Source organism: Chania multitudinisentens RB-25, assembly GCF_000520015.2.
Classification (GTDB): Bacteria; Pseudomonadota; Gammaproteobacteria; order Enterobacterales; family Enterobacteriaceae; genus Chania; species Chania multitudinisentens.
Genome location: NZ_CP007044.2, coordinates 1,652,584 through 1,672,710, shown reverse-complemented (window position 1 = coordinate 1,672,710; position 20,127 = coordinate 1,652,584). Strand labels below are relative to the sequence as shown.

The 20,127-nt window shown below is 47.9% G+C and carries 25 protein-coding genes; 23 read left to right on the top strand and 2 right to left on the bottom strand.

Annotated features, from left to right (window positions below; translation table 11 throughout):
* Positions 1-24 precede the first annotated feature (24 nt).
* The 12 genes from flgB to Z042_RS07315 are packed head-to-tail and all read left to right on the top strand — an operon-like array spanning position 25 to position 9,785.
* Positions 25-375 (top strand): flagellar basal body rod protein FlgB, encoded by a 351-nt coding sequence (gene flgB / locus Z042_RS07370; protein WP_024911203.1) that lies wholly within the window; start codon positions 25-27, stop codon positions 373-375.
* 21 nt (positions 376-396) lie between these two features.
* Positions 397-819: a flagellar basal body rod protein FlgC gene (flgC, locus tag Z042_RS07365; protein WP_024911202.1), complete on the top strand. Its 423-nt coding sequence runs from the start codon at positions 397-399 to the stop codon at positions 817-819.
* A gap of 5 nt (positions 820-824) precedes the next feature.
* The gene (gene flgD / locus Z042_RS07360; RefSeq protein ID WP_024911201.1) at positions 825-1,508 is read left to right on the top strand and encodes a flagellar hook assembly protein FlgD; all 684 of its coding nucleotides are present in this window, start codon (positions 825-827) and stop codon (positions 1,506-1,508) included.
* A gap of 34 nt (positions 1,509-1,542) precedes the next feature.
* Positions 1,543-2,733, top strand: a complete 1,191-nt coding sequence (flgE, locus tag Z042_RS07355) for a flagellar hook protein FlgE (protein WP_024911200.1) — start codon at positions 1,543-1,545, stop codon at positions 2,731-2,733.
* Positions 2,733-3,464, top strand: a complete 732-nt coding sequence (locus tag Z042_RS07350) for a flagellar basal body rod protein FlgF (protein ID WP_024911199.1) — start codon at positions 2,733-2,735, stop codon at positions 3,462-3,464. The genes flgE and Z042_RS07350 overlap by 1 nt, the downstream gene beginning before the upstream one ends.
* Before the next feature lie 20 nt (positions 3,465-3,484).
* Positions 3,485-4,270, top strand: a complete 786-nt coding sequence (gene flgG / locus Z042_RS07345; RefSeq protein ID WP_024911198.1) for a flagellar basal-body rod protein FlgG — start codon at positions 3,485-3,487, stop codon at positions 4,268-4,270.
* Between the two features lie 26 nt (positions 4,271-4,296).
* Entirely contained in the window at positions 4,297-4,962 is a 666-nt protein-coding gene (gene flgH, locus Z042_RS07340; RefSeq protein ID WP_024911197.1) for a flagellar basal body L-ring protein FlgH, read from the top strand.
* An 11-nt stretch (positions 4,963-4,973) separates the two neighbouring features.
* Positions 4,974-6,065, top strand: coding sequence for a flagellar basal body P-ring protein FlgI (locus Z042_RS07335; RefSeq protein ID WP_167336755.1), 1,092 nt, complete (start codon positions 4,974-4,976; stop codon positions 6,063-6,065).
* 9 nt (positions 6,066-6,074) lie between these two features.
* Entirely contained in the window at positions 6,075-6,467 is a 393-nt protein-coding gene (locus tag Z042_RS07330; protein ID WP_024911195.1) for a rod-binding protein, read from the top strand.
* Between the two features lie 3 nt (positions 6,468-6,470).
* Positions 6,471-7,841, top strand: a complete 1,371-nt coding sequence (flgK, locus tag Z042_RS07325) for a flagellar hook-associated protein FlgK (protein WP_024911194.1) — start codon at positions 6,471-6,473, stop codon at positions 7,839-7,841.
* Positions 7,842-7,863: 22 nt separating this feature from the next.
* Positions 7,864-8,778: a flagellar hook-associated protein FlgL gene (gene flgL, locus Z042_RS07320; RefSeq protein WP_071882801.1), complete on the top strand. Its 915-nt coding sequence runs from the start codon at positions 7,864-7,866 to the stop codon at positions 8,776-8,778.
* 5 nt (positions 8,779-8,783) lie between these two features.
* Positions 8,784-9,785, top strand: coding sequence for a hypothetical protein (locus Z042_RS07315; protein ID WP_024911192.1), 1,002 nt, complete (start codon positions 8,784-8,786; stop codon positions 9,783-9,785).
* Between the two features lie 125 nt (positions 9,786-9,910).
* Here Z042_RS07315 and Z042_RS07310 read toward each other — a convergent pair whose 3' ends face one another.
* Both Z042_RS07310 and Z042_RS07305 read right to left on the bottom strand, forming a co-directional pair.
* Positions 9,911-10,375 carry a hypothetical protein gene (locus tag Z042_RS07310; RefSeq protein ID WP_024911191.1) on the bottom strand — a complete coding sequence of 155 codons (465 nt, stop codon included), beginning with the start codon at positions 10,373-10,375 and terminating at the stop codon, positions 9,911-9,913.
* On the bottom strand, positions 10,344-11,306 hold the full coding sequence (locus Z042_RS07305) for a winged helix-turn-helix domain-containing protein (protein WP_024911190.1): 963 nt from the start codon (positions 11,304-11,306) through the stop codon (positions 10,344-10,346). The genes Z042_RS07310 and Z042_RS07305 overlap by 32 nt, the downstream gene beginning before the upstream one ends.
* A gap of 591 nt (positions 11,307-11,897) precedes the next feature.
* On the opposite strand from Z042_RS07305, the gene Z042_RS07300 reads away from it, so the two are divergent.
* From Z042_RS07300 to Z042_RS07250, 11 genes are all read left to right on the top strand, one after another.
* Positions 11,898-12,791, top strand: a complete 894-nt coding sequence (locus Z042_RS07300) for a flagellin N-terminal helical domain-containing protein (protein WP_024911189.1) — start codon at positions 11,898-11,900, stop codon at positions 12,789-12,791.
* 208 nt (positions 12,792-12,999) lie between these two features.
* A complete protein-coding gene (gene fliD, locus Z042_RS07295; RefSeq protein ID WP_024911188.1) occupies positions 13,000-14,331 on the top strand; it encodes a flagellar filament capping protein FliD in 1,332 nt (443 codons plus the stop codon).
* Positions 14,332-14,348: 17 nt separating this feature from the next.
* Complete coding sequence (fliS, locus tag Z042_RS07290; RefSeq protein ID WP_024911187.1) at positions 14,349-14,741, top strand: flagellar export chaperone FliS; 393 nt, start codon at positions 14,349-14,351, stop codon at positions 14,739-14,741.
* Positions 14,738-15,043, top strand: a complete 306-nt coding sequence (gene fliT, locus Z042_RS07285) for a flagellar protein FliT (protein ID WP_024911186.1) — start codon at positions 14,738-14,740, stop codon at positions 15,041-15,043. Before fliS ends, fliT begins: the two co-directional genes overlap by 4 nt.
* A 4-nt stretch (positions 15,044-15,047) precedes the next feature.
* Positions 15,048-16,007, top strand: coding sequence for a flagellar hook-length control protein FliK (locus Z042_RS24445; RefSeq protein WP_024911185.1), 960 nt, complete (start codon positions 15,048-15,050; stop codon positions 16,005-16,007).
* A 13-nt stretch (positions 16,008-16,020) separates the two neighbouring features.
* Positions 16,021-16,491 carry a flagellar basal body-associated FliL family protein gene (locus tag Z042_RS07275; protein WP_024911184.1) on the top strand — a complete coding sequence of 157 codons (471 nt, stop codon included), beginning with the start codon at positions 16,021-16,023 and terminating at the stop codon, positions 16,489-16,491.
* Positions 16,492-16,504: 13 nt separating this feature from the next.
* A complete protein-coding gene (locus tag Z042_RS07270; protein WP_037406027.1) occupies positions 16,505-17,206 on the top strand; it encodes a FliA/WhiG family RNA polymerase sigma factor in 702 nt (233 codons plus the stop codon).
* Positions 17,207-17,213: 7 nt separating this feature from the next.
* Positions 17,214-18,077, top strand: a complete 864-nt coding sequence (gene motA / locus Z042_RS07265) for a flagellar motor stator protein MotA (RefSeq protein WP_024911182.1) — start codon at positions 17,214-17,216, stop codon at positions 18,075-18,077.
* Entirely contained in the window at positions 18,077-19,021 is a 945-nt protein-coding gene (lafU, locus tag Z042_RS07260; RefSeq protein WP_024911181.1) for a putative lateral flagellar export/assembly protein LafU, read from the top strand. The genes motA and lafU overlap by 1 nt, the downstream gene beginning before the upstream one ends.
* Before the next feature lie 17 nt (positions 19,022-19,038).
* Positions 19,039-19,827, top strand: coding sequence for a C40 family peptidase (locus Z042_RS07255; RefSeq protein ID WP_236849225.1), 789 nt, complete (start codon positions 19,039-19,041; stop codon positions 19,825-19,827).
* A gap of 80 nt (positions 19,828-19,907) precedes the next feature.
* Positions 19,908-20,111: a hypothetical protein gene (locus Z042_RS07250; RefSeq protein ID WP_024911179.1), complete on the top strand. Its 204-nt coding sequence runs from the start codon at positions 19,908-19,910 to the stop codon at positions 20,109-20,111.
* The last annotated feature ends 16 nt before the right edge of the window (positions 20,112-20,127 follow it).

Genomic DNA, 20,127 nt, shown 5'->3' with positions numbered 1-20,127 from the left:
TTTTGCATCATTAAGGAAGTAATTATGGGTTTTAGTTTTGACAAAGCATTGGGTGTGCATCCACAGGCGTTAGCGCTTCGACTTTCCCGAGCAGAGCTGCTTTCAGCCAATCTGGCAAATGTCGATACACCCCATTTCCAGGCTAAAGATATTGACTTTGCCGCAGAGATGCAACACTCGCAATGGCAATTTTCCACCTCATCAAGGCCGCAAGAGATGTATCGGGTGCCTTATCAACCTTCATCAGATGGCAACACCGTTGCGCTGAACGTTGAGCAGGTGGAATTCACCAAAAACGCACAAGACTACCAAACGAGTCTTGCATTTTTGAACATGAAATTCACGGGGCTGAAACAGGCTATCGAAGGGAAATAACAGGACAGGTAACGATAAAAAATGGCTTTTTCCGATATTTACCACATCTCCGGATCGGCAATGACGGCGCAAACCATCCGCCTCAATACCATCGCCAGTAATCTTGCGAACGCGGAAACCGGGACCGTCAGCGAGGAGGCCGTCTATAAGGCCCGCCGCCCGGTGTTTGCCGCGGTACTTAAAAACGACGAATTGATGGATTACGGCGCATTAACCGGTGCTCGCGTCCAGGTTTTGGATGTCGTCGAAACAGGCAACGCTGTAGAGCGTTACGAACCACGCAGCCCTTTAGCTAACGCACGCGGTTATGTCTATTACCCGGACATCAACGTGGTTGAGGAAATGGCGGACATGATGTCGGCATCGCGCAATTTCGAAACCAATGTGGAAATCCTTAACAATGTCAAAAGCATGCAGCAAAGCCTGCTGCGCCTTGGAGAATAGTAAGCATGAACGTAGACAGAGCGTCATCGGCATCAACCACCAACGCTAACGATTCTGCCCCGGTGGCAAACGGCAGTGCCGCAGGCGGCATGAACAATATGTTTATGCAGTTGCTGGTGGCGCAAATTCAGAATCAAGACCCTTTAAACCCTACCAATGGTACGGAATACGTCAGCCAGTTAGCGCAGCTAACGCAGGTGAGCTCAATTGAAAACATGGCCGACCTGATGAGAAGCAACACGGTGCTGATGGACAACCTGCAAACCCTCACAACCGGCAATTTGGTCAACCAACATGTGATGGTCAGGAGCGACAGCATCCAGAGCGATGGCAAAACTAACGTGCAGGGCCGCCTGACGCTCGATCACGCAGCCAATACCGTGACCGTGATTGTGAAAGATGCCGCAGGCACTGAACACAAAATCGAGCTGGGGAAACAAGAAGCCGGTCAAGTGGATTTCAATATCGATCCGCAGGAACTGGGGCTCAGCGAAGGAAAGTACACCATCAGCGTTGTGACGGATACCGGTGAAGACAAGGTGCCTGTCGAAGTGGGCGGCATGGTCACTAATGTGCGCATACCGCTTGATGGCAGCCCAACGCAGTTGAATATCGCCGGCATCGGTGACGTGGCCTACAACTACATCACACAATTTGGCGGCTACAGCGCCTCCAAAAAATATGCCTGATCCAAATAACGGCTCTTAACCACGGGAAGAAAGCATGAGTTTTAATATCGCAAGATCGGGTCTTAACGCTATCACTGAGCAACTGACCGCTGTCTCCAATAACATTGCTAACGTCAATACGACGGGCTATAAGTCCATGCGTGCTGAACTCGCGTCAATGTATGCAGAAAAACAACCGCTGGGTGTCGGCGTAACAGGAATAACCCAGAGTATTAGCAGGCAAGGTGCTATTACCGCTTCTGCCAATAGTCTTGACATGGCCATTAGCGGCAACGGTTTTTTTGTGGTGCGCGATGATGCAGGTAATACCGCCTACACTCGTGCAGGTTATTTCAATACCGATGCAGCGGGCAATCTTATCAATAACCTCGGTATGTATGTGCAGGGCTACCCCGTTGGTGCCAACGGCGCGCTACAGATAGGTACGGTTGGCAACCTGACCATCAGCAGCGGTACCATTCCGGCAAAAGCGACGAGCACCCTCGACTTTACGGCAAACCTGAATGCCAACGAAACAGTGCCTACCATTGATCCGTTTGACCCAAGCAATAGCGACACCTACAACCACACCTACACCACCCAGGTTTACGACTCGCTTGGACGCGAGCATACGCTGAGTCAATATTTCGTCAAAACCGACGATAACACCTGGGAAGTGCACTACTACCTTGATAATGCCAAGATCGCAGATACCCCCCAAAAGATGGAGTTTACGACACAGGGCGTGCTGAAAACGCCGCTCGCTCCGATCGCGTTGACCGCCGACGTTCCAGGGGCTGATAAACTCAATATCGCGCTGGACTACACCGGCACCACACAGTACGGCTCCGATTTTGCGGTGAGCAGGAGCAAAGGTAACGGTTATGAATCGGGCAAACGCACCGGTGTAGCCATAGAAGAAGATGGCAGTATTTACGCCACTTTCTCTAACGGAGAACGCCTGCTGCAAGGACAGGTCGTCCTCGCCAGCTTTGAAAACCCGAACGGCCTCTCCTCACAGAATGGCACCACGTGGGCACAAACCTCAAAATCAGGAGCCCCACTGATAGGCGTTGCCGGCTCTGGCCTGTTGGGTTCCATCAAATCGGGGTCAACCGAAGGCTCGAACGTTGATTTAACCTTGGAACTTGTCTCTCTGATGGAGTTCCAGCGTAACTATCAGGCTAACACGAAAGTCATCAGCACTAACGACAACATGACCAGTGCACTTTTACAGGCGGTGTAATGGATCGTTTAATTTTTACCGCGATGAGCGGAGCAACCCGCAGCCTGTCGCAGCAACAGGTTCATGCCAATAACCTGGCGAACGTCAATACGCAGGGCTTTCGCGGCGATTTAGATCAAGCGCTGTCACAAGCTCTTAACGGTTCTGGCTATGCCTCGCGTTTTATGACCCAGGTACTGCCCAGCGGGGTTGATATGGCCCCGGGAGCGATCACTGAAACCGGAAAAAATCTTGATATCGCAATCAAAGGTTCAGGGCTGATAGCCCTGACCAGCGGCGGCCGCGAGGTTTATACCCGTAACGGGCAGATTGACATTGATGCCGAAGGGGCGCTTACCGTCAATGGCGCGCCATTGATTGGGGATAACGGCCCCATCGTGCTGCCGCCATTTTCCTCTATCAGCATTGGTACAGATGGCATCATCGCCATCGTACCGGATGATGGAAATATCGCGGCACCTATGGATGTGGATCGCATCAAGTTGGTCGATATTCCTGCAAACGAGTTAAACAAAAACGCCGAAGGTTTCCTGGTGACGAATGCTGCCGTGAATCCACGCAATGAAGATGTCGTGGTAGCTACCGGTCATCTGGAAATGGCTAACGTATCAGCCATTAATGAAATGGTTTCCAGTCTCAATATTAGTCGTAGTTTTGAGGCTCAAATCCAAATGATGAAAAAAGCGGAAGAACTGGCTACCACCGGCAATCGCCTGCTTCATGTTTCTTAATAGTAGAGAGAGCGAAAAGAATGAGCGCCGCTTTATGGATAAGTAAAACCGGTCTTGCAGCCCAAGACGCCAAAATGAGCACCATCGCCAACAACCTGGCAAACGTTAATACAACAAGCTTCAAGCGCGATCGGGCAATGTTCTCCGATCTGTTTTACATGAATCAGCGAGCTCCTGGCAGCCTGCTCAATCAGAACAATATTTCACCAACGGGTATTCAGTACGGCACCGGGGTAAAAATTGTTGGTACGCAGAAAGAGTTCACGGTCGGCAATATCGTCAACACGCAACAAACCCTGGATGTAGCAATTACCGGCCAAGGATTCTTTCAGGTAGAAACGCCTGACGGTGACATTGCCTACACCCGTGCCGGCAACTTTCAGAAAAATGCAGAAGGTACTTTGACTAACGCGGAAGGGTTGCCGCTGATGCCGCAGATTGAACTGCCGGATAACATCAAAGACCTGACCATTGGCACGGACGGTACTATCACCGCAACCGTGGCAGGAGAAACGGATCCGGTTGAACTGGGCCAGCTCACACTGGTGAATTTCGTCAATCCGGCTGGCCTGGAAGCCTATGGCAGCAATCTGTATCGCGAAACCGCAGCCAGTGGCGAGGCGGTCGAAGGTGTCGCCGGTGAAGGCGCCTTCGGCCAGTTGCATCAAGGGGCTCTTGAAGGGTCGAACGTCAACGTGTTGGAAGAGATGGTTGAGATGCTCACTGTCCAGCGCGCTCACGAGATGAACGCCAAGATGGCTTCTGCTGCTGATGACATGTGGAAATTTGTCACTCAGTCGATGTAACAGCGGGTAACCAAAGTGAAGAAAAGATGAAAAAACAGTTTGTTATCAGTTTATTGGCACTGTTTTTGTCGGGCTGTGAAAGCCCGGCACTGCTGGTGGAAAAAGACGATGCCGCCTTTGCACCACCAAACGAGATCATTATGCCTCCACCGGTGATCAGCGGCGGAGGGGTGTATGACACCAGCTATAACTGGTCTTTAATGCAGGATCGCCGTGCGTATCGCATTGGTGACATTCTGACCATCAAGCTCGATGAATCTACTCAAGCCAGCAAACAGGCACGCACCAACTTCGGTAAGAAGAATGATGTTTCTCTTGGGATGCCTGAGGCGTTTGGCCTTTCCACCGACAAGCTTTCCGGTTCGGTAGACGGTAATCGCAACTTTAATGGCAATGCCACTTCACAGCAGCAAAACAGCCTGCGGGGCGCGATTACCGTGGCCGTCTACAAAATTCTACCGAACGGCGTCTTGGCCGTGCGTGGTGAAAAATGGCTCACCCTCAATCAGGGGGACGAATATATGCGCGTCACCGGGCTGGTGCGTAGTGATGATATTGAGCGCGACAATTCTGTCTCATCGCAACGTATCGCCAATGCACGTATATCGTATGCCGGACGCGGCGCACTGAGCGATGCCAACGCCGCAGGTTGGTTGACCCGTTTCTTCAACCATCCTCTGTTCCCGATTTAATGGAGTTTATTATGCGCAATCTGGCTCTCTTTATCCTTTGCCTACTGAGCTTTGTCGCACACGCGCAGCGGTTGGGCGACGTGGTGGATATCCAAGGGATCCGCGGCAATCAGTTGGTAGGCTACAGCCTGGTTGTCGGGCTGGATGGTACCGGCGATAAAAACCAGGTCAAATTCACCAGCCAGTCTATGACCAATATGCTGCGCCAGTTCGGTGTTCAGTTGCCTGCCAAGATCGATCCGAAGGTAAAGAACGTTGCCGCAGTTGCGATCAGCGCTACTCTGCCGGCGGGTTATGCACGTGGGCAATCGATTGATATAACCGTTTCTTCGATTGGCGATGCCAAAAGTTTACGTGGCGGTACGTTGTTATTAACGCAGCTGCGAGGCGCCGATGGGGAAGTGTATGCACTGGCGCAAGGGAATGTGGTGGTGGGGGGCTTTAAAGCTGAAGGAAACAGCGGTTCCAGCATCACCATCAACACCCCTACCGTAGGGCGCGTGCCAAATGGCGCTTCGGTTGAACGCGAGATTACGTCTGATTTCAAAGACAATCCGGTCGTAATGCTGAATCTTAAGCGCTCCAGTTTTAAAACGGCCAACAGTATTGCTATGGCGCTGAATTATAAATTTGGTGCCGGAACGGCAACGGCGCAAAGTGCCACCAATGTCGCCGTTAACGCCCCGCTGAACCCGGCAAACCGCGTGACGTTTATGTCACTGCTGGAGGATTTGCCCATCAGTATCGGCAAGCAACCGCCGCGCGTGGTCTTTAACTCCCGCACGGGAACGGTGGTGATTGGCGATGGTGTTGTAGTCCGTGCTGCGGCGGTTTCCCACGGCAACCTGACCGTTACCGTGCGTGAATCGTCCAATGTCAGCCAGCCTAATGCGCTTAGCGGCGGAAACACCGTCGTCACACCGCAAAGCGATATCGATGTGGAAAACAGCAACGGACAGATGCTGACGGTTCCTGCGGGCACCAGCCTGCGCAGCACGGTCAGTACGCTCAATAGCCTCGGCGCTTCGCCGGACGACACTATGGCCATTTTGCAGGCGCTGCATGAAGCCGGCGCGTTGGATGCAGAACTGATCGTCATTTAAGGGCCGATTATGATGAACCCTATTACACCTCAATCCCCTGTTCTACCAGGTGATTTCACCGGGCAGGTGAAACCGCAAGATCTGGAGCAGGCAGCAGAGCAGTTTGAAACGCTTTTTCTTCGTTCCATCCTGACACAAATGCGCAAAGCAGCAGATGTTATGGGGGAAGACTCTCCTTTTAACAGCAAACAGCAGCGCATCATGCGTGATTTTTACGATGATAGCCTCGCGGTGAAGCTTGCTTCACAGCGTTCCACCGGTATTGCGCAAATGATTGTTAACCAACTTTCCCCCCCTGCCCCAAAAGAGGTTAAGGAAGCCCGCGGGGTGGCCGCTTTAACTGAAAGAGTACAAGAATTAAAAACCCCCGTTATCCCAGTAATGAGTCGCAGGCAGGAGTAAGCCATGAACATGATGAATATCGCCTGGAGTGGGCTACAGGCCGCACAGATCGGCATGAACGTAACGTCAATGAATGTCGCTAACAAGGATACGGCAGGCTACAGTCGACAAGGCATATTACAAAGCGCCATTGGGCCGATGGGCCAGGCCAGATTGAACGCGGGTAATGGCGTACAGGTCGATTCGATTCGCCGTATTTCCGATCAGTATCTTGTCAACCAGCTTTGGCAAACCACCACTAAAGCGCAATATCACACGATGTTCGATCAGTATATCAGCGCTCTGGAAAAGGTGGTTGGCACAGATTCTACCAGCCTGGGCAATGGCCTTGATGAGTTCGTCGGTGCGCTGAGTGCGCTTTCCAAACAACCAGACTCCCAGGCATTGCGCCAACAGTTAATCAATCAGGCCGGGGCACTGGCGACCCGTTTCAACAATGTCAATAGCTTTATCAATAGCCAGAAAGCGTCAATCGACACCCAACGCAATGCGACCGTTGACCAGATAAATACCTTAAGTGCCGGCATTGCTGACTACAACAGCAAAATTGCCGACATGGAAGCCAATGGTGGTAATACCAGCGCGCTGCGCGACGCCCGTGATGAACTGGTGAGGAATATGAACCAGTTGGTCAGCGTTAAGGTGACGGAAGACAACGACGGCAAATACACCGTTTCGCTGGAGAGCGGTCAACCTCTGGTCAGCGGTAAAATCGCCGGAACGATGAAGACAGGCAGAGATGCCAACGGCAATCCCACGTTGAATTTGAAGTTCACTAACAGTGAATTCTCACTCAACCCGGCGGCCGGTAGCCAGATGAGCGCACTGTACCATTACGAAACCACGACGCTCAAACAGATGCAAGACTCGGTGCAGGGGATGGCAGAAGCGATAGCGACATTGTTTAACAATCAGTTGGCTCAGGGTTACGATCTCAACGGCAATATCGGCAAGCCTTTATTTATCTTCGATCCAACCGATCCGACCAGCATATTAAAGGTGGCTGACATTACGCCCGATGAGCTGGCACTCTCCAGCGCCGCTGATGAACCCGGAAACGGTGGCAACCTGGAAAAATTGATTGAACTGAAAAACCAGAAAATCACTATTCCAGGGCTGGGCAATATGAGCCTGAGTGAAGGGGCGGCGTCAATTATATCAAGCATTGGTATTACCAGCCGTCAGAATAAAATTGAAATGGAGGCGGCAGTAAAAGTCCTTGAGGAAGCACAAAACCAGCGGGATAACCTCAGCGCCGTCAACCAGGACGAAGAAGCGATGAATTTACAGATTTATATGCAGTCCTATCAGGCCAATTTGAAGGTCATCGCCACCGGGAATCAGATTTTCAGCGATTTGCTGAGTGTTTTTTAAGCAGCACCAGGGGAACTAAACCATGCGAATGAGTAGCCTGTATCATACCAATGCCATGCTTACGCATATCGGGGCAAACAGCACCCAAATCAATAAACTGATGGAACAGTTGTCCACCTTAAAACGTGTCAACGTGCCTTCTGATGATCCGGTAGCGGCCTGCCGTCTGGTTCAGATGAATCGTGAACAATCGGCCATTAAACAATATCAAGACAATATATCCGTTTTAAGAAACTCGCTGGGGGTACAAGAAGCGCAGATCACCACAATGGACCATCAGTTGCAGGAGATCAAAACAAAGCTGCTGGCAGCCAATAACAGCTCGCATAGCTCGCAGGATATGTCAGGTTTTGGAACAGAGCTGGCATCAATGCTGGAAATGCTGGTACAAACCGCTAACGCCAAGAATGAAAGTGGAGGCTACCTCTTCTCTGGTACCAAAACGACAACCACCCCAGTTCAATTAGATAACGACGGTAATTATGTGTTCGCTGGCAATGATCAGGGCCGTGCAACCAGCGTCGCCAATGGCGTGAGCATCCAGGAAAACGTCAATCTGGCCTATACGCTGTCCTCTGCCGGGAACGACCTTGAGCTATTAAACAAGCTGAAAGAGCTCAGCCAAAAGATGCAGGACCCGGAGCTGACGTTTACAGATTACAACGCCGAAATTACTGCCATGCTGGATAAGGTACAACATGCCAACGACCAGGTTGCAGCCATCTACACCGATATTGGCGGGCGCCAGAACCGGCTATCGTTGCTGGAAGATGCGCATGTTGATATCAATATTGCTAACGCTGATGTGATCCGCGACCTTTCGGAAACCGACCAACTGACAGCCACCACCAATCTGCAACTGTATATTCAATCTGTACAGATTACCAATAAGGCATACAGCATGATAAGCCAGCTCAACCTCTTTAGTCAGATGTAACCACGATGCAGGTAGGTTTAAAAACAACAACGGGTCAAACGCGCTCTGCGATGGTTCGCGGAGGCGTTAATGCGGCCCAAACAGTGAACCGCGTTGCCACGCCAGATGTCGTTGCAACGCGCAACTCTTTCCCTGAAGCGGCATTACTCTCACGCAGGCCTCTTCGCTATAACGTTCAGCTTAATCAGCAACTCACCGTTGTGCAGCAGGCTGATGATTATCTGGCGCAAACGGAAACCCGATTGCTACAGATTCGTCACACGTTCCGCCAGGAAAACGCGCCAGAACCGTTTATAGCACTGAAAAAACATCTCGATCGCCGTACCGAAATAGCAGGCAATGCCATCGATCGCCATTTCACCGTCTGCCTGCAACAAAAAAACAGCGTCAATTTCACCCTACCCGGTATGGAAAAACTGCTCTCAGATCCCGGCGGAGAGCTGCTGATTTTTGCATTGGAAGGAAAGCCACGTGAGTTGGCCGCAGTCGCATTGCCAGACGAAGTCTCGCCACTTCAGACCCTAATGCATCTTAACCTTGGGCTGGGCCGCTTTGGCATTCATGCTCAACAGACCCCTGGCGGGCAACTGAACTTCAGTGTTACAGAGTCTGACTGGGATCGTATTCGCCAGCAATTAACCGTATGCGGGCAGGGCCATCACTTTCCCTCTGATGCGTTTACGTTGCTGGTACCGCAGGCAGAAACCGCCGCCAGTGATATTATCGCGCAGCTCGCTCAGGGGCGTGAGCGTGGCGATCAGGCAAAACTACAATCCACGCTGAATCACATCACCACCCAGCGCAGCCTGTTACGCCAGCAGCAGGATCGTGTCGCTTCCCGTATCAAGGATATGAATACGATGTTTAGCGACAAACAGGCGTTAGCGACCTCTCAAGCTCTGGGAGACATGCTGGGCAACTGTGCGGCAAACTACCCAGTCTTATCCGCAGCCCTGGGGGCGCAGGCAAACCTCAAACCTTCCACGGTAAAAAATCTTTTGCAATAGAGTAACATACGCGGATATGCTGATAAATCAGCCTATCCGTTTATCATTATCACGCTGTATCGGGTAAAACAGAGCACTGGGGATGTTGGTAAACATATCCCCTCTTACTAATGTTGAGATCTTGTTTAAGTAATGAATATTATCCCGTTTGGCCCTAAAACCAACCTATTGGCATTATTTGATAAAAGCTTTGCGCTAAACCTACCGTATGTCAGCTGATTTAAAAAACCATCCATGATCAAGTTCTGCTTTGGAGTACGGTAATAAATAGGCGTAAGATAGAAACCAAGCTTGCTATCACCCATATTGATACGTGTTAACTTACCTTTGAACAAAAATTCAGGTTGATCTGGGTTGATAACCGTCGTGATTATTGTTCCTTGGGTACTTTCCAAATCTAAATTGTAAACTTCGTATTGGCTAGAGATCAGATCGTAGAAACCCAGTTGGGCTTTCAGGTCAAAATTGGTTTTCAGTACCGGAGATGCTGGATAAATCAAATTCCATACGACAAAAAAAGCAACACAATTAAGAATTAATAACAGCACTGTAATGATGTTACTCTTTTGTTTCGCAAGTCGAGAGCTCATTAATTTTCCTCCCTGTTTCATTTTTTATCAAATTGCTGAGAAGTGATTGAACAATACGCCAGTGATAAATAGTCATAACAAGAGTTTTTTGGTCGCAATCATTACTGAGTTTGAATGTGGCATTGAGCGTCTGACCTTCACTCATAAAATAAATATCCATAGTGATTTTTTCCATTTTAAGTTGTTCATTCAAAGTATAAAAAGTATCTTTCAAGCGATTGTAGACATAGCTCTTTCCCCATGAGGGATTATCTTTATAGTCAATCGCATAGAGCCGGATATTACTGTAGACGTTATCCTGAATCTCTTTAACTATCAGCGGATCCTCACGGTGATGTTTCACTAACCAGAACATGATCGCGATACTACAAAGAGCGGTTAGCAGGAGAAGCAGAAAGAAAATAATTCGTTGTTGAAGCACATGCACTGCTGTGGAGGTGGGAAGCAATGCTATTTCATGATCAATTAATTCGCTGGGAGGACACTGTTTTCCCCCTTCCATCAAACATTCAGACAAGCTCCCATCACCATAAAAAGCCTTATCTATCAGTGATTCAAAGGAATTCTCACTACCAAATTCACCGTTATCCTCCTCTTCTTTCTCAACGTAGTGACAATATTCTGGTTCCAGTAAATAGCCTTTTTTGGGGATGGTTTTTATGATTTTCTGCTGCTTGCCATCATCTTCCAAGGCAACTCGTAATGCATGTATAGCATTCGGTAAGCTATTATTACCAATAATTCTCCCTTCCCAAACAAGGCTGGTCAATTCATCTTTAGTAATGAGCCTCCCGGCTTCTCTTGCAAGAACATCCAGAAGTTTAAGTTGATATTCGCCCAGTCTCTTATGTTCTCCCGTGGTTAAATGAAGAATTGTTCCAGAAGGAATATCAATTAACCAGTTATTTACGAAACTATAACGTTTATTCATTTACAAACCTGTTAATAAAACAATTGAGGAATGAGATGCTGAAATGCTAAACTATAGTGTTAAACAGTTAAATGTTAGTTAACCCCTTCGGAGATAATCTGTAGGTATTAACTAGATATTTCTGAATGAAATAAAGTGTTACTCTTTTCTCTACGGAGAGAAGAGTATAATTTTATATTATACCAACAAAGAAATTCTATCCTTACGCAATTATAGAGCGAGGTGCAATATTTAGTTCTATAAAATTTCTAACTATTAAAAAAGATTAGCTCCACTCTGCCAATTTACTATCGAGACAAATTGAAAATGATAACGGAATGTTACCATGAGATTCAAGTAAAAGTAAACAGGATATCTATAAAAACAGATAATAACAAGAATACCAAGTTTTAGAATTTAGAACGTCAAAATTTAATCGATTAAAAAACAATCATTTATTCTGCACGAAATGCGATATATCTCAGTTAATAGTTAAGAGTGTAAAAAAACAAATTTTAGATTTAATTCCTGCGTGTAATGTGTCGATTTATTTGATTACCACTTGAGGTGGCTCTGATGGTCAGAGTCTTAAATCATTAGGAGAATCGTTAAATGACAATTTCTATGTTTACTAATAGCCCGGCAATGGCTGCGACTAACGCCCTGAACAAATCCAGCCATTTTTTATCAATTGCAACAGAGCGTCTGGCAACGGGTAAACGCATCAACTCTGCCGCTGACGATGCTGCGGGTTTGCAGATTGCCACTCGCCTGAACAGCCAAGCCAGCGGTATGGGTGTTGCTTTACGCAACGTTACGGATGGCACCGCTCTGTTACAAACGGCTGAAGGTTCTTTCGATGAATTGACCAACATCGCCACTCGCATGCTCAATTTGGCGACGCAGGCAGCGAACGGCACAAACTCCGATAAAGACCGTGAAGCGATTAATTCTGAACTGAACGATCTGAACTCAGAAATCATGAACATTGTCAATAACTCCGCATTCGCAGGCGACAAACTGTTCGGTGCAAGCGGCAAATTTGGTAGCGGCCCAGTTAGCTTCCAGATCGGTGCATCTGCTGAAGAGAAGATGGAACTTGATCTGTCTGCACTGCTGAAAGGTGACGCAACGTCTATCATTAATGGCAGTGGCACTCTCACTGATATAGCCAGTGGTAGCTTCATGGGTGCCAGTAGTGGTCAGTTCGACCTGAAAGATGAAGCCACCGCGCGTGACCTGATCACTGCGGTAAAAAAATCAATGGATTCAATCGGTGAGGTTCGTTCTAAGCTGGGGGCATCAATTAACCGTCTGGGCCACACTGCCAACAACCTCAATAACATGAAAGACAACACTAACGTTGCGCTAGGTAACATCCGCGATGCAGATATGGCCGAAGAAACGTCAACGATGACCCGTCACCAGCTATTGTCTCAGACCAGTACGATGATGCTGAAACAGGCCAACTCTTTACCTGGCATCGCAATAAGCCTGCTCGGGTAATTTATCCACTTGAAATGATAACCAAACAAACATCGCTTTAGTGTGGTGTTTGTTTTTCCGGCCCCATTTTTTTCTGATGAAAAAACGGAAACAAAACTTCCCCATAATTAATTAATCGTCTGTTTTAAAACACTTTTTAAAAGTGGCACGCCTATTGCATTTAAGCAGAACTGATATTTATGGCGGACATGCCTGGGAGAAACTCATTATGTCTGGTTTAAGCAGCTTAGATCCGCAAAGCATTGCCAACGCTCTGGCGACTTATGATATCACCTCAATACAGACGGTGATTAAAAGACAGTCGGATACCCTGGCTGCCCAGCGTAAAGCATTAACGACTCTGCGTACCGCTTTAACCGATTTTCGGACCGCCATTAATGGCATGAATACGGCCAGCAGTACGGTGCTGAAGAACATCGCCTCAATGAATCAGGAGGGGATCGCGACCATTTCCGCCAGCACATCCGCGAGTAAAGGCACCTACACCCTGAATATCAAGCAAATCGCCTCAGCCCACCAATTTAGCCTTGAGTCGCTGACGGATGAACAGGTTAAAAATGCCTCTGGTGTCCTGAAACTGACTATCGATGGTGAAAGCATCGACGTGGATATGGACGAGGTGGACAACCTGGCCGAGCTGGCCAATGCGATTAACAAACAGGAGTTCGCCGAAGACAGCACCGGCTCCACGCAGAAAAAAGGCATTACCGCTTCTCGAATTCAGGTCGATGGCCAAGTCAAACTGATGCTGAGCAGCAACCAAACAGGCGCCCAAAACGCTATCTCAATTGATGCTTCCCTCCTGAATGATCCAACGATTTTCGACGATCGGGAAACCATTTCAAGCGCAAAAGACGCCATATTTTCCTTGGGCGAATCAGCTAAAGAGTACACCAATGCTTCAAATACTCTGGATAAGGTGATCGAAGGCGTCACCATCAATCTACAAACGGTTACTGAGAAAGATAAGCCTCTTATTATCAATGTCGATACCGACACTGACGGTACTAAAGAGCAGGTCCAGGCGTTTATTACCGCCTATAACGCCCTAAAAGATCAACTGGCCGCGATTACGCATAGCGGTACTGGTGATAACGATCGTGGTGCATTTGCTGGCGATGCTACGGTGTCGTCACTCAGTACAGAATTGAGTGGCCTGCTATATGGCGTATTTGGCGATCAGGATCTGACCCAATTTGGCATTACAACCAATAAAGACGGCAAGCTCACGCTGGATAGTGAAAAATTTGAGAAGCAGTTGAAAAACGATCCGCAGTCTGTCACCCAGTTCTTCAATGGTAAAGATGGCATGCTGCAAGCAATAGATAACTCCTTCAACAAATATCTCAGCAGTACCACTGGTCTGCTCAAAGGACGCCAGGAAACCTTCGATCGCCAGCAAAAAGATATCGACGCCAAAACAGAAAAAATGAATACGCGGTTTGAAACAGCCTATAACCGCTATCTCAAGATGTTTACTGCCCTACAGAAAACCATAACGCAAATGGAAAATACCATGAGCATATTTAGTCTGCTTTAAAAAGAGGCTTGTCTTCTATGTACAGTAACGAACAGGAGGGCTTCGGCCCTTATCAACAGTACGATCTCGCTATACAGGTTGCAGCCGCTAGCCCGCATCAGCTAGTGCTCATACTCTTTAACGGCCTGATGGAAGAATTGATACGTGTGAAGGGGCATATCAAAGCCCGTCGCTATGAGCACAAAGCTCAGGGCATTAACAAGTGTATTGATATTCTCAACGTCCTTTCCAGTGCATTGGACTATGAAAAAGGCGGCCAATTGGCACACAACCTGGCGAACCTTTACGACTACTGTGTTTATCGCCTGTATGACGGCAGCAACAAGCTCTCGGTTGAGCTGATAGAAGAAGTGGAATCCATCGTCGGTAATATCCACGAAGGATGGAGCAATATGGGGAATGCAGCATGAATACGACAAAAACACTCCTTGCTCTGATGCAGACCATGAAGCAATCAGCATCAGTTCATGACTGGCACGCAGTCCAAAAAAACGACGCGCAAATCGCCACCGTTTTGACCGCGCTAACAGGCCAAAAATTGGACGAAACAGAACTGAACATGCTGGGCAAGCTACAACAGGCCCACCAGCAAATCCTGCATTACTGCCAAAATCAAAGAGACATTCTGGCAGAAAAAATGTCGCATGCGGTACAGCATCGTGAAGGGGCCACGGCCTATGCGGCATTCATGAGCTCAGAAGAGTTGGGGTAATACAATGTTAAATCTATCACAGGGTATGGGGTTCACCCTCGACGTGCAGACGAGCGGAGATACCGATATCCCGGCAATATCACCCGCTTCACAGATGATAACGCAGAAAGAAAATAAAGATGAATTTCTCAATATTATTAATATGTTATTGGGTGAACAAGATGTTCCATTGCCGCCTTCTGAAACAGATAGCGATATTGAAGAGCATAAAAAAGATCTGCCAGAGAGCATGTCACAAAATAACCCTCTGCCCATATTGCAGCCGCAAACGGTTACCCCGCAGCCGCTGCTTCAGGCATTGCTGATAGCTGCCGATACCCAGCAAAGTTCAGCATATGCAATAGACAAGGGACCCGCCCCTTCTCTCAACCTGGAGGCGGCACAGCCACCTCAACTTCAGCAGTTAACGCTGGATAAAAACCAACCACCCGTTACGTCTCAGGAGTTAACTCCCCTGCTGAAAGTGGTCAATACGCCGACGCCTTCCGTTGAGATACAGCCCGTGGCTCGGCAGGATGCTGCCTTAGCGACGCCCAATGCATCACTAAAGCTGAACGTTAATGACGCCAACTGGGCACAACAGCTGCAAAATGCATTGGGAGAACGCCTGCAAATGCAGGTCAGGGAGCAAACTCAGCATGCGACGATACGTCTTGATCCGCCGGAGATGGGCAAGCTCAATATTTCGCTGCATATCGAGAATGGCCGTATGCAGGTTCAGCTCAACGCCAGCCATGCCGATGTATACCGGGCATTGCAGCAAACCAGTAATGAACTCCGGCAGTCTCTGATGGAACAAAATTTTGTACAAGTCAATGTACAGGTGTCGTCTCAATCAAGGCAGCAGCAAGGAAAGGACGCACCCTATCCAGAGCAACAAACTGTTTTAGCGGGGGAAAAAATCGCATCTGATGAACATCAATCCAACCGCGGTAACGACGATTCCGTTTTGATGACAATTTAATGAGTAACTATAGATGAATGTGAGAGGTTTTTTTTTCTGGGGTGCTATTGCCTTGGTGATTTCGATATCTGCCGCCGCGTTCACACTGGCTGGTTCGCAATTGCTTAAAGTCGACGAAAAGACAGGAAAGAACAATTTTACCAAGTTATTTAAATCCAGCGCAAAGCAAAAGGTGGAGTTTGTCGTTTTCTCGGACATGATATTTACGCTTAAGGGAGAGGGGAGTGAAGAGCATTATTTATTACTTGAGTTAAGCCTGGTGACCAATGATCTGAAGAAAGCAAAAATCGTGGATGATATGAATCCGGTTATCCGCGGTGCTACGGTAACGGCTCTGTCAAATATGAGCTACAACAATATTCGTATGATGAGTGTTCAAGAGCTTAGTGAAAAATTAAAGCAAGCCTATTCGGATACATTTAAAAATCTCAATGTACCCATTCCTTTTGACGATGTGATCATCAGCAAGATGGTTTATCAATAAAATATAAGCAGTAATGCAAACAATGGACTTTATTCTCAGCGAAGAACTCAGTCAGCTCGATGAAGTGCGCTATATCAATGACTATTTACCGTTGGTTAACAAAGTGGTGAAACAGCTGATATACCAAACCAGTAGCGTTATGGATAAAGATGATATGGAGCAAATTGCATTGATGGGATTACTCACCGCACTGCGCCGCTATGGAGCACCAGATGAACATTTTGCGGCCTATGCCGTAAAACGTATCCGTGGTGCGCTGTTGGATGAACTACGCCAGTTGGATTGGCGCCCCCGCCGTTTGCGGCAAAAGACGCACAAGCTTAACGACGCTATCAGGGAAATTGCCCGCAAGCTTGGGAGAACCCCGTCGTTCGAAGATTTACAGAGCCATCTTTCCATTACTGCCGATGAATATCAGGAGTATATATTGTTGGATAGCGCCAAATCGCTGGAAAGTCTGGATGATATTTTAGGGAATGACCTCCATACAGAAGCGCTCGATAGCAGGCATCTTGAAGAAGAGATGATTATCAGCCGCACGCTGGGAAGTGCCCTGGCTATTCTTGACAAGCGTGAACAACTCATTCTTGCACTTTATTATCAGCATGAAATGAGTCTTAAAGAGATAGCACTGACCCTCGATCTTACCGAGGCGAGGATCTGCCAGCTCAATAAGAAAATCGTGCAAAAAATTCAGTGTTTTTTCGAAAAGTGAACTTATTATGCAAAAAGTCTTTGGTGTCATTATTGTTATGGTCTGTGTTGTTGGCGGATTTCTGATGTCAGGAGGAAATATTGCTTCTTTCTGGCAACCCGGCGAAATAATTATTATTTTAGGTTCGGGCCTTGGTGCAATGGTTCTTGCTAATCCTCGCCCCGTTTTAAAAGAAATGTTTCGTCAATTTAAAAGCTGCATGCAGAAAGATGAATATACCGATGAATATCAGCGCCAATTACTTATTCTGCTTTATGAACTACTGGAACTGGTGCAGAGCGGAGGTCTCAAAGTGCTTGATGAGCATATTGAGGAACCGCACAACAGTTCTCTTTTCCAAAGATACCCATTAATTCTGCGCGACGAAGCGCTCATCACCTTTATTTCAGATAACTTCCGCCTGATGGCTATGGGCAAAATTAATGCTCATGAATTGGAAGGTATTCTTGAGCAAGAACTGGTGGCGATGGAGGAAAATCTTTTACAACCTTCGCGCTCACTGCAACGCACGGCGGAAGCCATGCCAGGTTTTGGGATCTGTGCGGCAGTACTTGGGATCATTATCACCATGCAATCTATTGATGGTTCCATTGCCATCATTGGCGTGAAAGTGGCCGCAGCGCTGGTAGGAACCTTCCTGGGAGTTTTCTTCTGCTACTGCTTAATGGATCCGGTGTCGAATGCCATGGAACAACGTACTAAAAATCTACTTTCGGTTCTAGAGTGCGTGCGTACCGTGCTGGTTAACCATGCAGCGGGAAAACCTACGCTGCTGGCGGTGGATGCCGGTCGTAAAATGTTACCTATGGCATCCAAACCCACGTTTGCAACACTGGATGGCTGGGTCGCTGAGATGATGGGTGAAGAGTGATGGTCAGGGGTCATACGAAAGAACACACCACAATCATCAAACGTTCCGCGCGTAAGGGTCATGATGCTATTCATGGGGGTGCCTGGAAAGTCGCTTTCGCCGATTTCACCTTGGCACTGATGGCGCTATTCATGGTGTTGTGGATTATGGGCAGCGTGACGGAAGCGGAGCGTCAGCAGGTCGTCATGACGCTTCGGGGAGAGAACATTTTCACAGGGCACACCCCCCGCCCCATCACACAGCCAGATAAGAGCGGGAAAATTGCAGTGTTAAAAAACGACGATCGCGCCAAGAAATCCGATGCTGACTCTACGAAGCAGAATGCAGCGAATAATACACTGACAAAACTTGAAGAGCAGGCCAAAAAAAATGAAAGCCTGGAAGAAGTGAATCTTCGTTCCAGGAAAGAGATCGAAGAGCTGGCTCGAGTCATTATGAAAATTACATCGGCATATGATGCCCAGTCTAATCTTCATCTGGAAATTGTGCCTCAAGGCCTGCGCATTCTGATTACGGATGATAAAGAACGTGAAATGTTCCAGCGGAGCAGCTCAACCCTGACACCCTTTTTTAACCGTCTCCTGAGTGAGTTTGCACCAGCGCTTAATAAAATTGACAACAAAATCACCATTACCGGCCATACCGATGCGACACGTTTTCGCGATCAGGATCGCTACGACAATTGGGATCTTTCAGGCCAGCGCGCAATGCAGGCCCGCCGCGTATTAACCAACAACGGTCTGGATCCTGAGCAAATTCTACAAGTCGGAGGGATGGCAGATAAGGTGCTGTTTACGCCTGAACAGCCGCTCGGTTCCGCCAACCGTCGAATTGAAATCATGGTGTTGACCAACGCCGCCAGCGAATCGCTTTATCAGTATTTTGGCCACCACGGTGAAAAGATCATTGAACCGCTAGCGGAAAAAATTCCCAGTAGCAATTAAGGAACGATTTCAACGTTGTGAAAAGTTTCTTCCAGTTTATCGGGCGTAAAAACCCCCAATACCCAGCACAGGTAGTTTTAGCCATGGCGATGCTGGCATCCTGCTTTGTCAGCGAGGCTAAAACGAAATCACTCACCAAGCAGGACAAGGCAGCGGCAGAACGGCGAATAAATCATGAAAAATTGATGCTTAAAGCACGAAAACGTTTATCGACGGTCCCCATCACACCCGTACAGAAAGAGCGTGAAGCAGAAAAAAAGCAGGCTGAGCGTTTACGAAATCATGAAAAACTGGCTATGCATGCACGCAGGAAACCAGGGCACCTGAGCCGCTCTCAGGCGCTTTGGAAAGGAACACAAGAAGAAAAACGGCTGGAGCAGCTAACTCCCAAGCTTGAAACTTCATTAGAGGCCGTGATTGCTCGGCTGAAAAAGCAGATCGGCAAACCTTATGTCTGGGGTGGGCAGTCACCCAGTGAAGGTTTTGATTGCAGCGGACTGGTGTATTACGCCTATAACCACGTGCTCAATCGTAAACTACCACGTACAACTAACGAGATGTACCAGGACCAACGCCTGAAACCTGTTCGGCAGAATAAGTTACAAAGCGGCGATCTGATCTTCTTCAATATTAACGCGCACCCCGGCGCTTATGCCGATCACGTTGGCGTCTATTTAGGTAGTGGCAAATTTATTGAAGCCCCTCGTACCGGGTTAAATGTCCAAATCAGTGAACTGAATAACGATTACTGGCAGAAACGTTACCTTGGTAGTCGCCGTATTCTTACTCATGATGCCGTTTTGTAAATATTCCATAGAGTATGGCCAACAGCCCTCCAAGCCCCCCGCTGATTTCCACTCAAAATTTATCGCCGTAGGATATTATCATGAGAAATGACTTGGTCTGGTGGAGCCTAACCGAATCGCCGTTTTTAGCATTACTGCTGCCTATAGGGATCACCGCTATTCTGGTAGCATGCCTGGTGCTCTTGTTGAGTAAAAAGATCTATATATTTAGCTCAGTATGCCTGCTGCTGATTGGCGGGGTTATGCTTTCTTTATCTTTTTTATTGAATCTCACCATACAGTGATCTGCTGTAGACAATT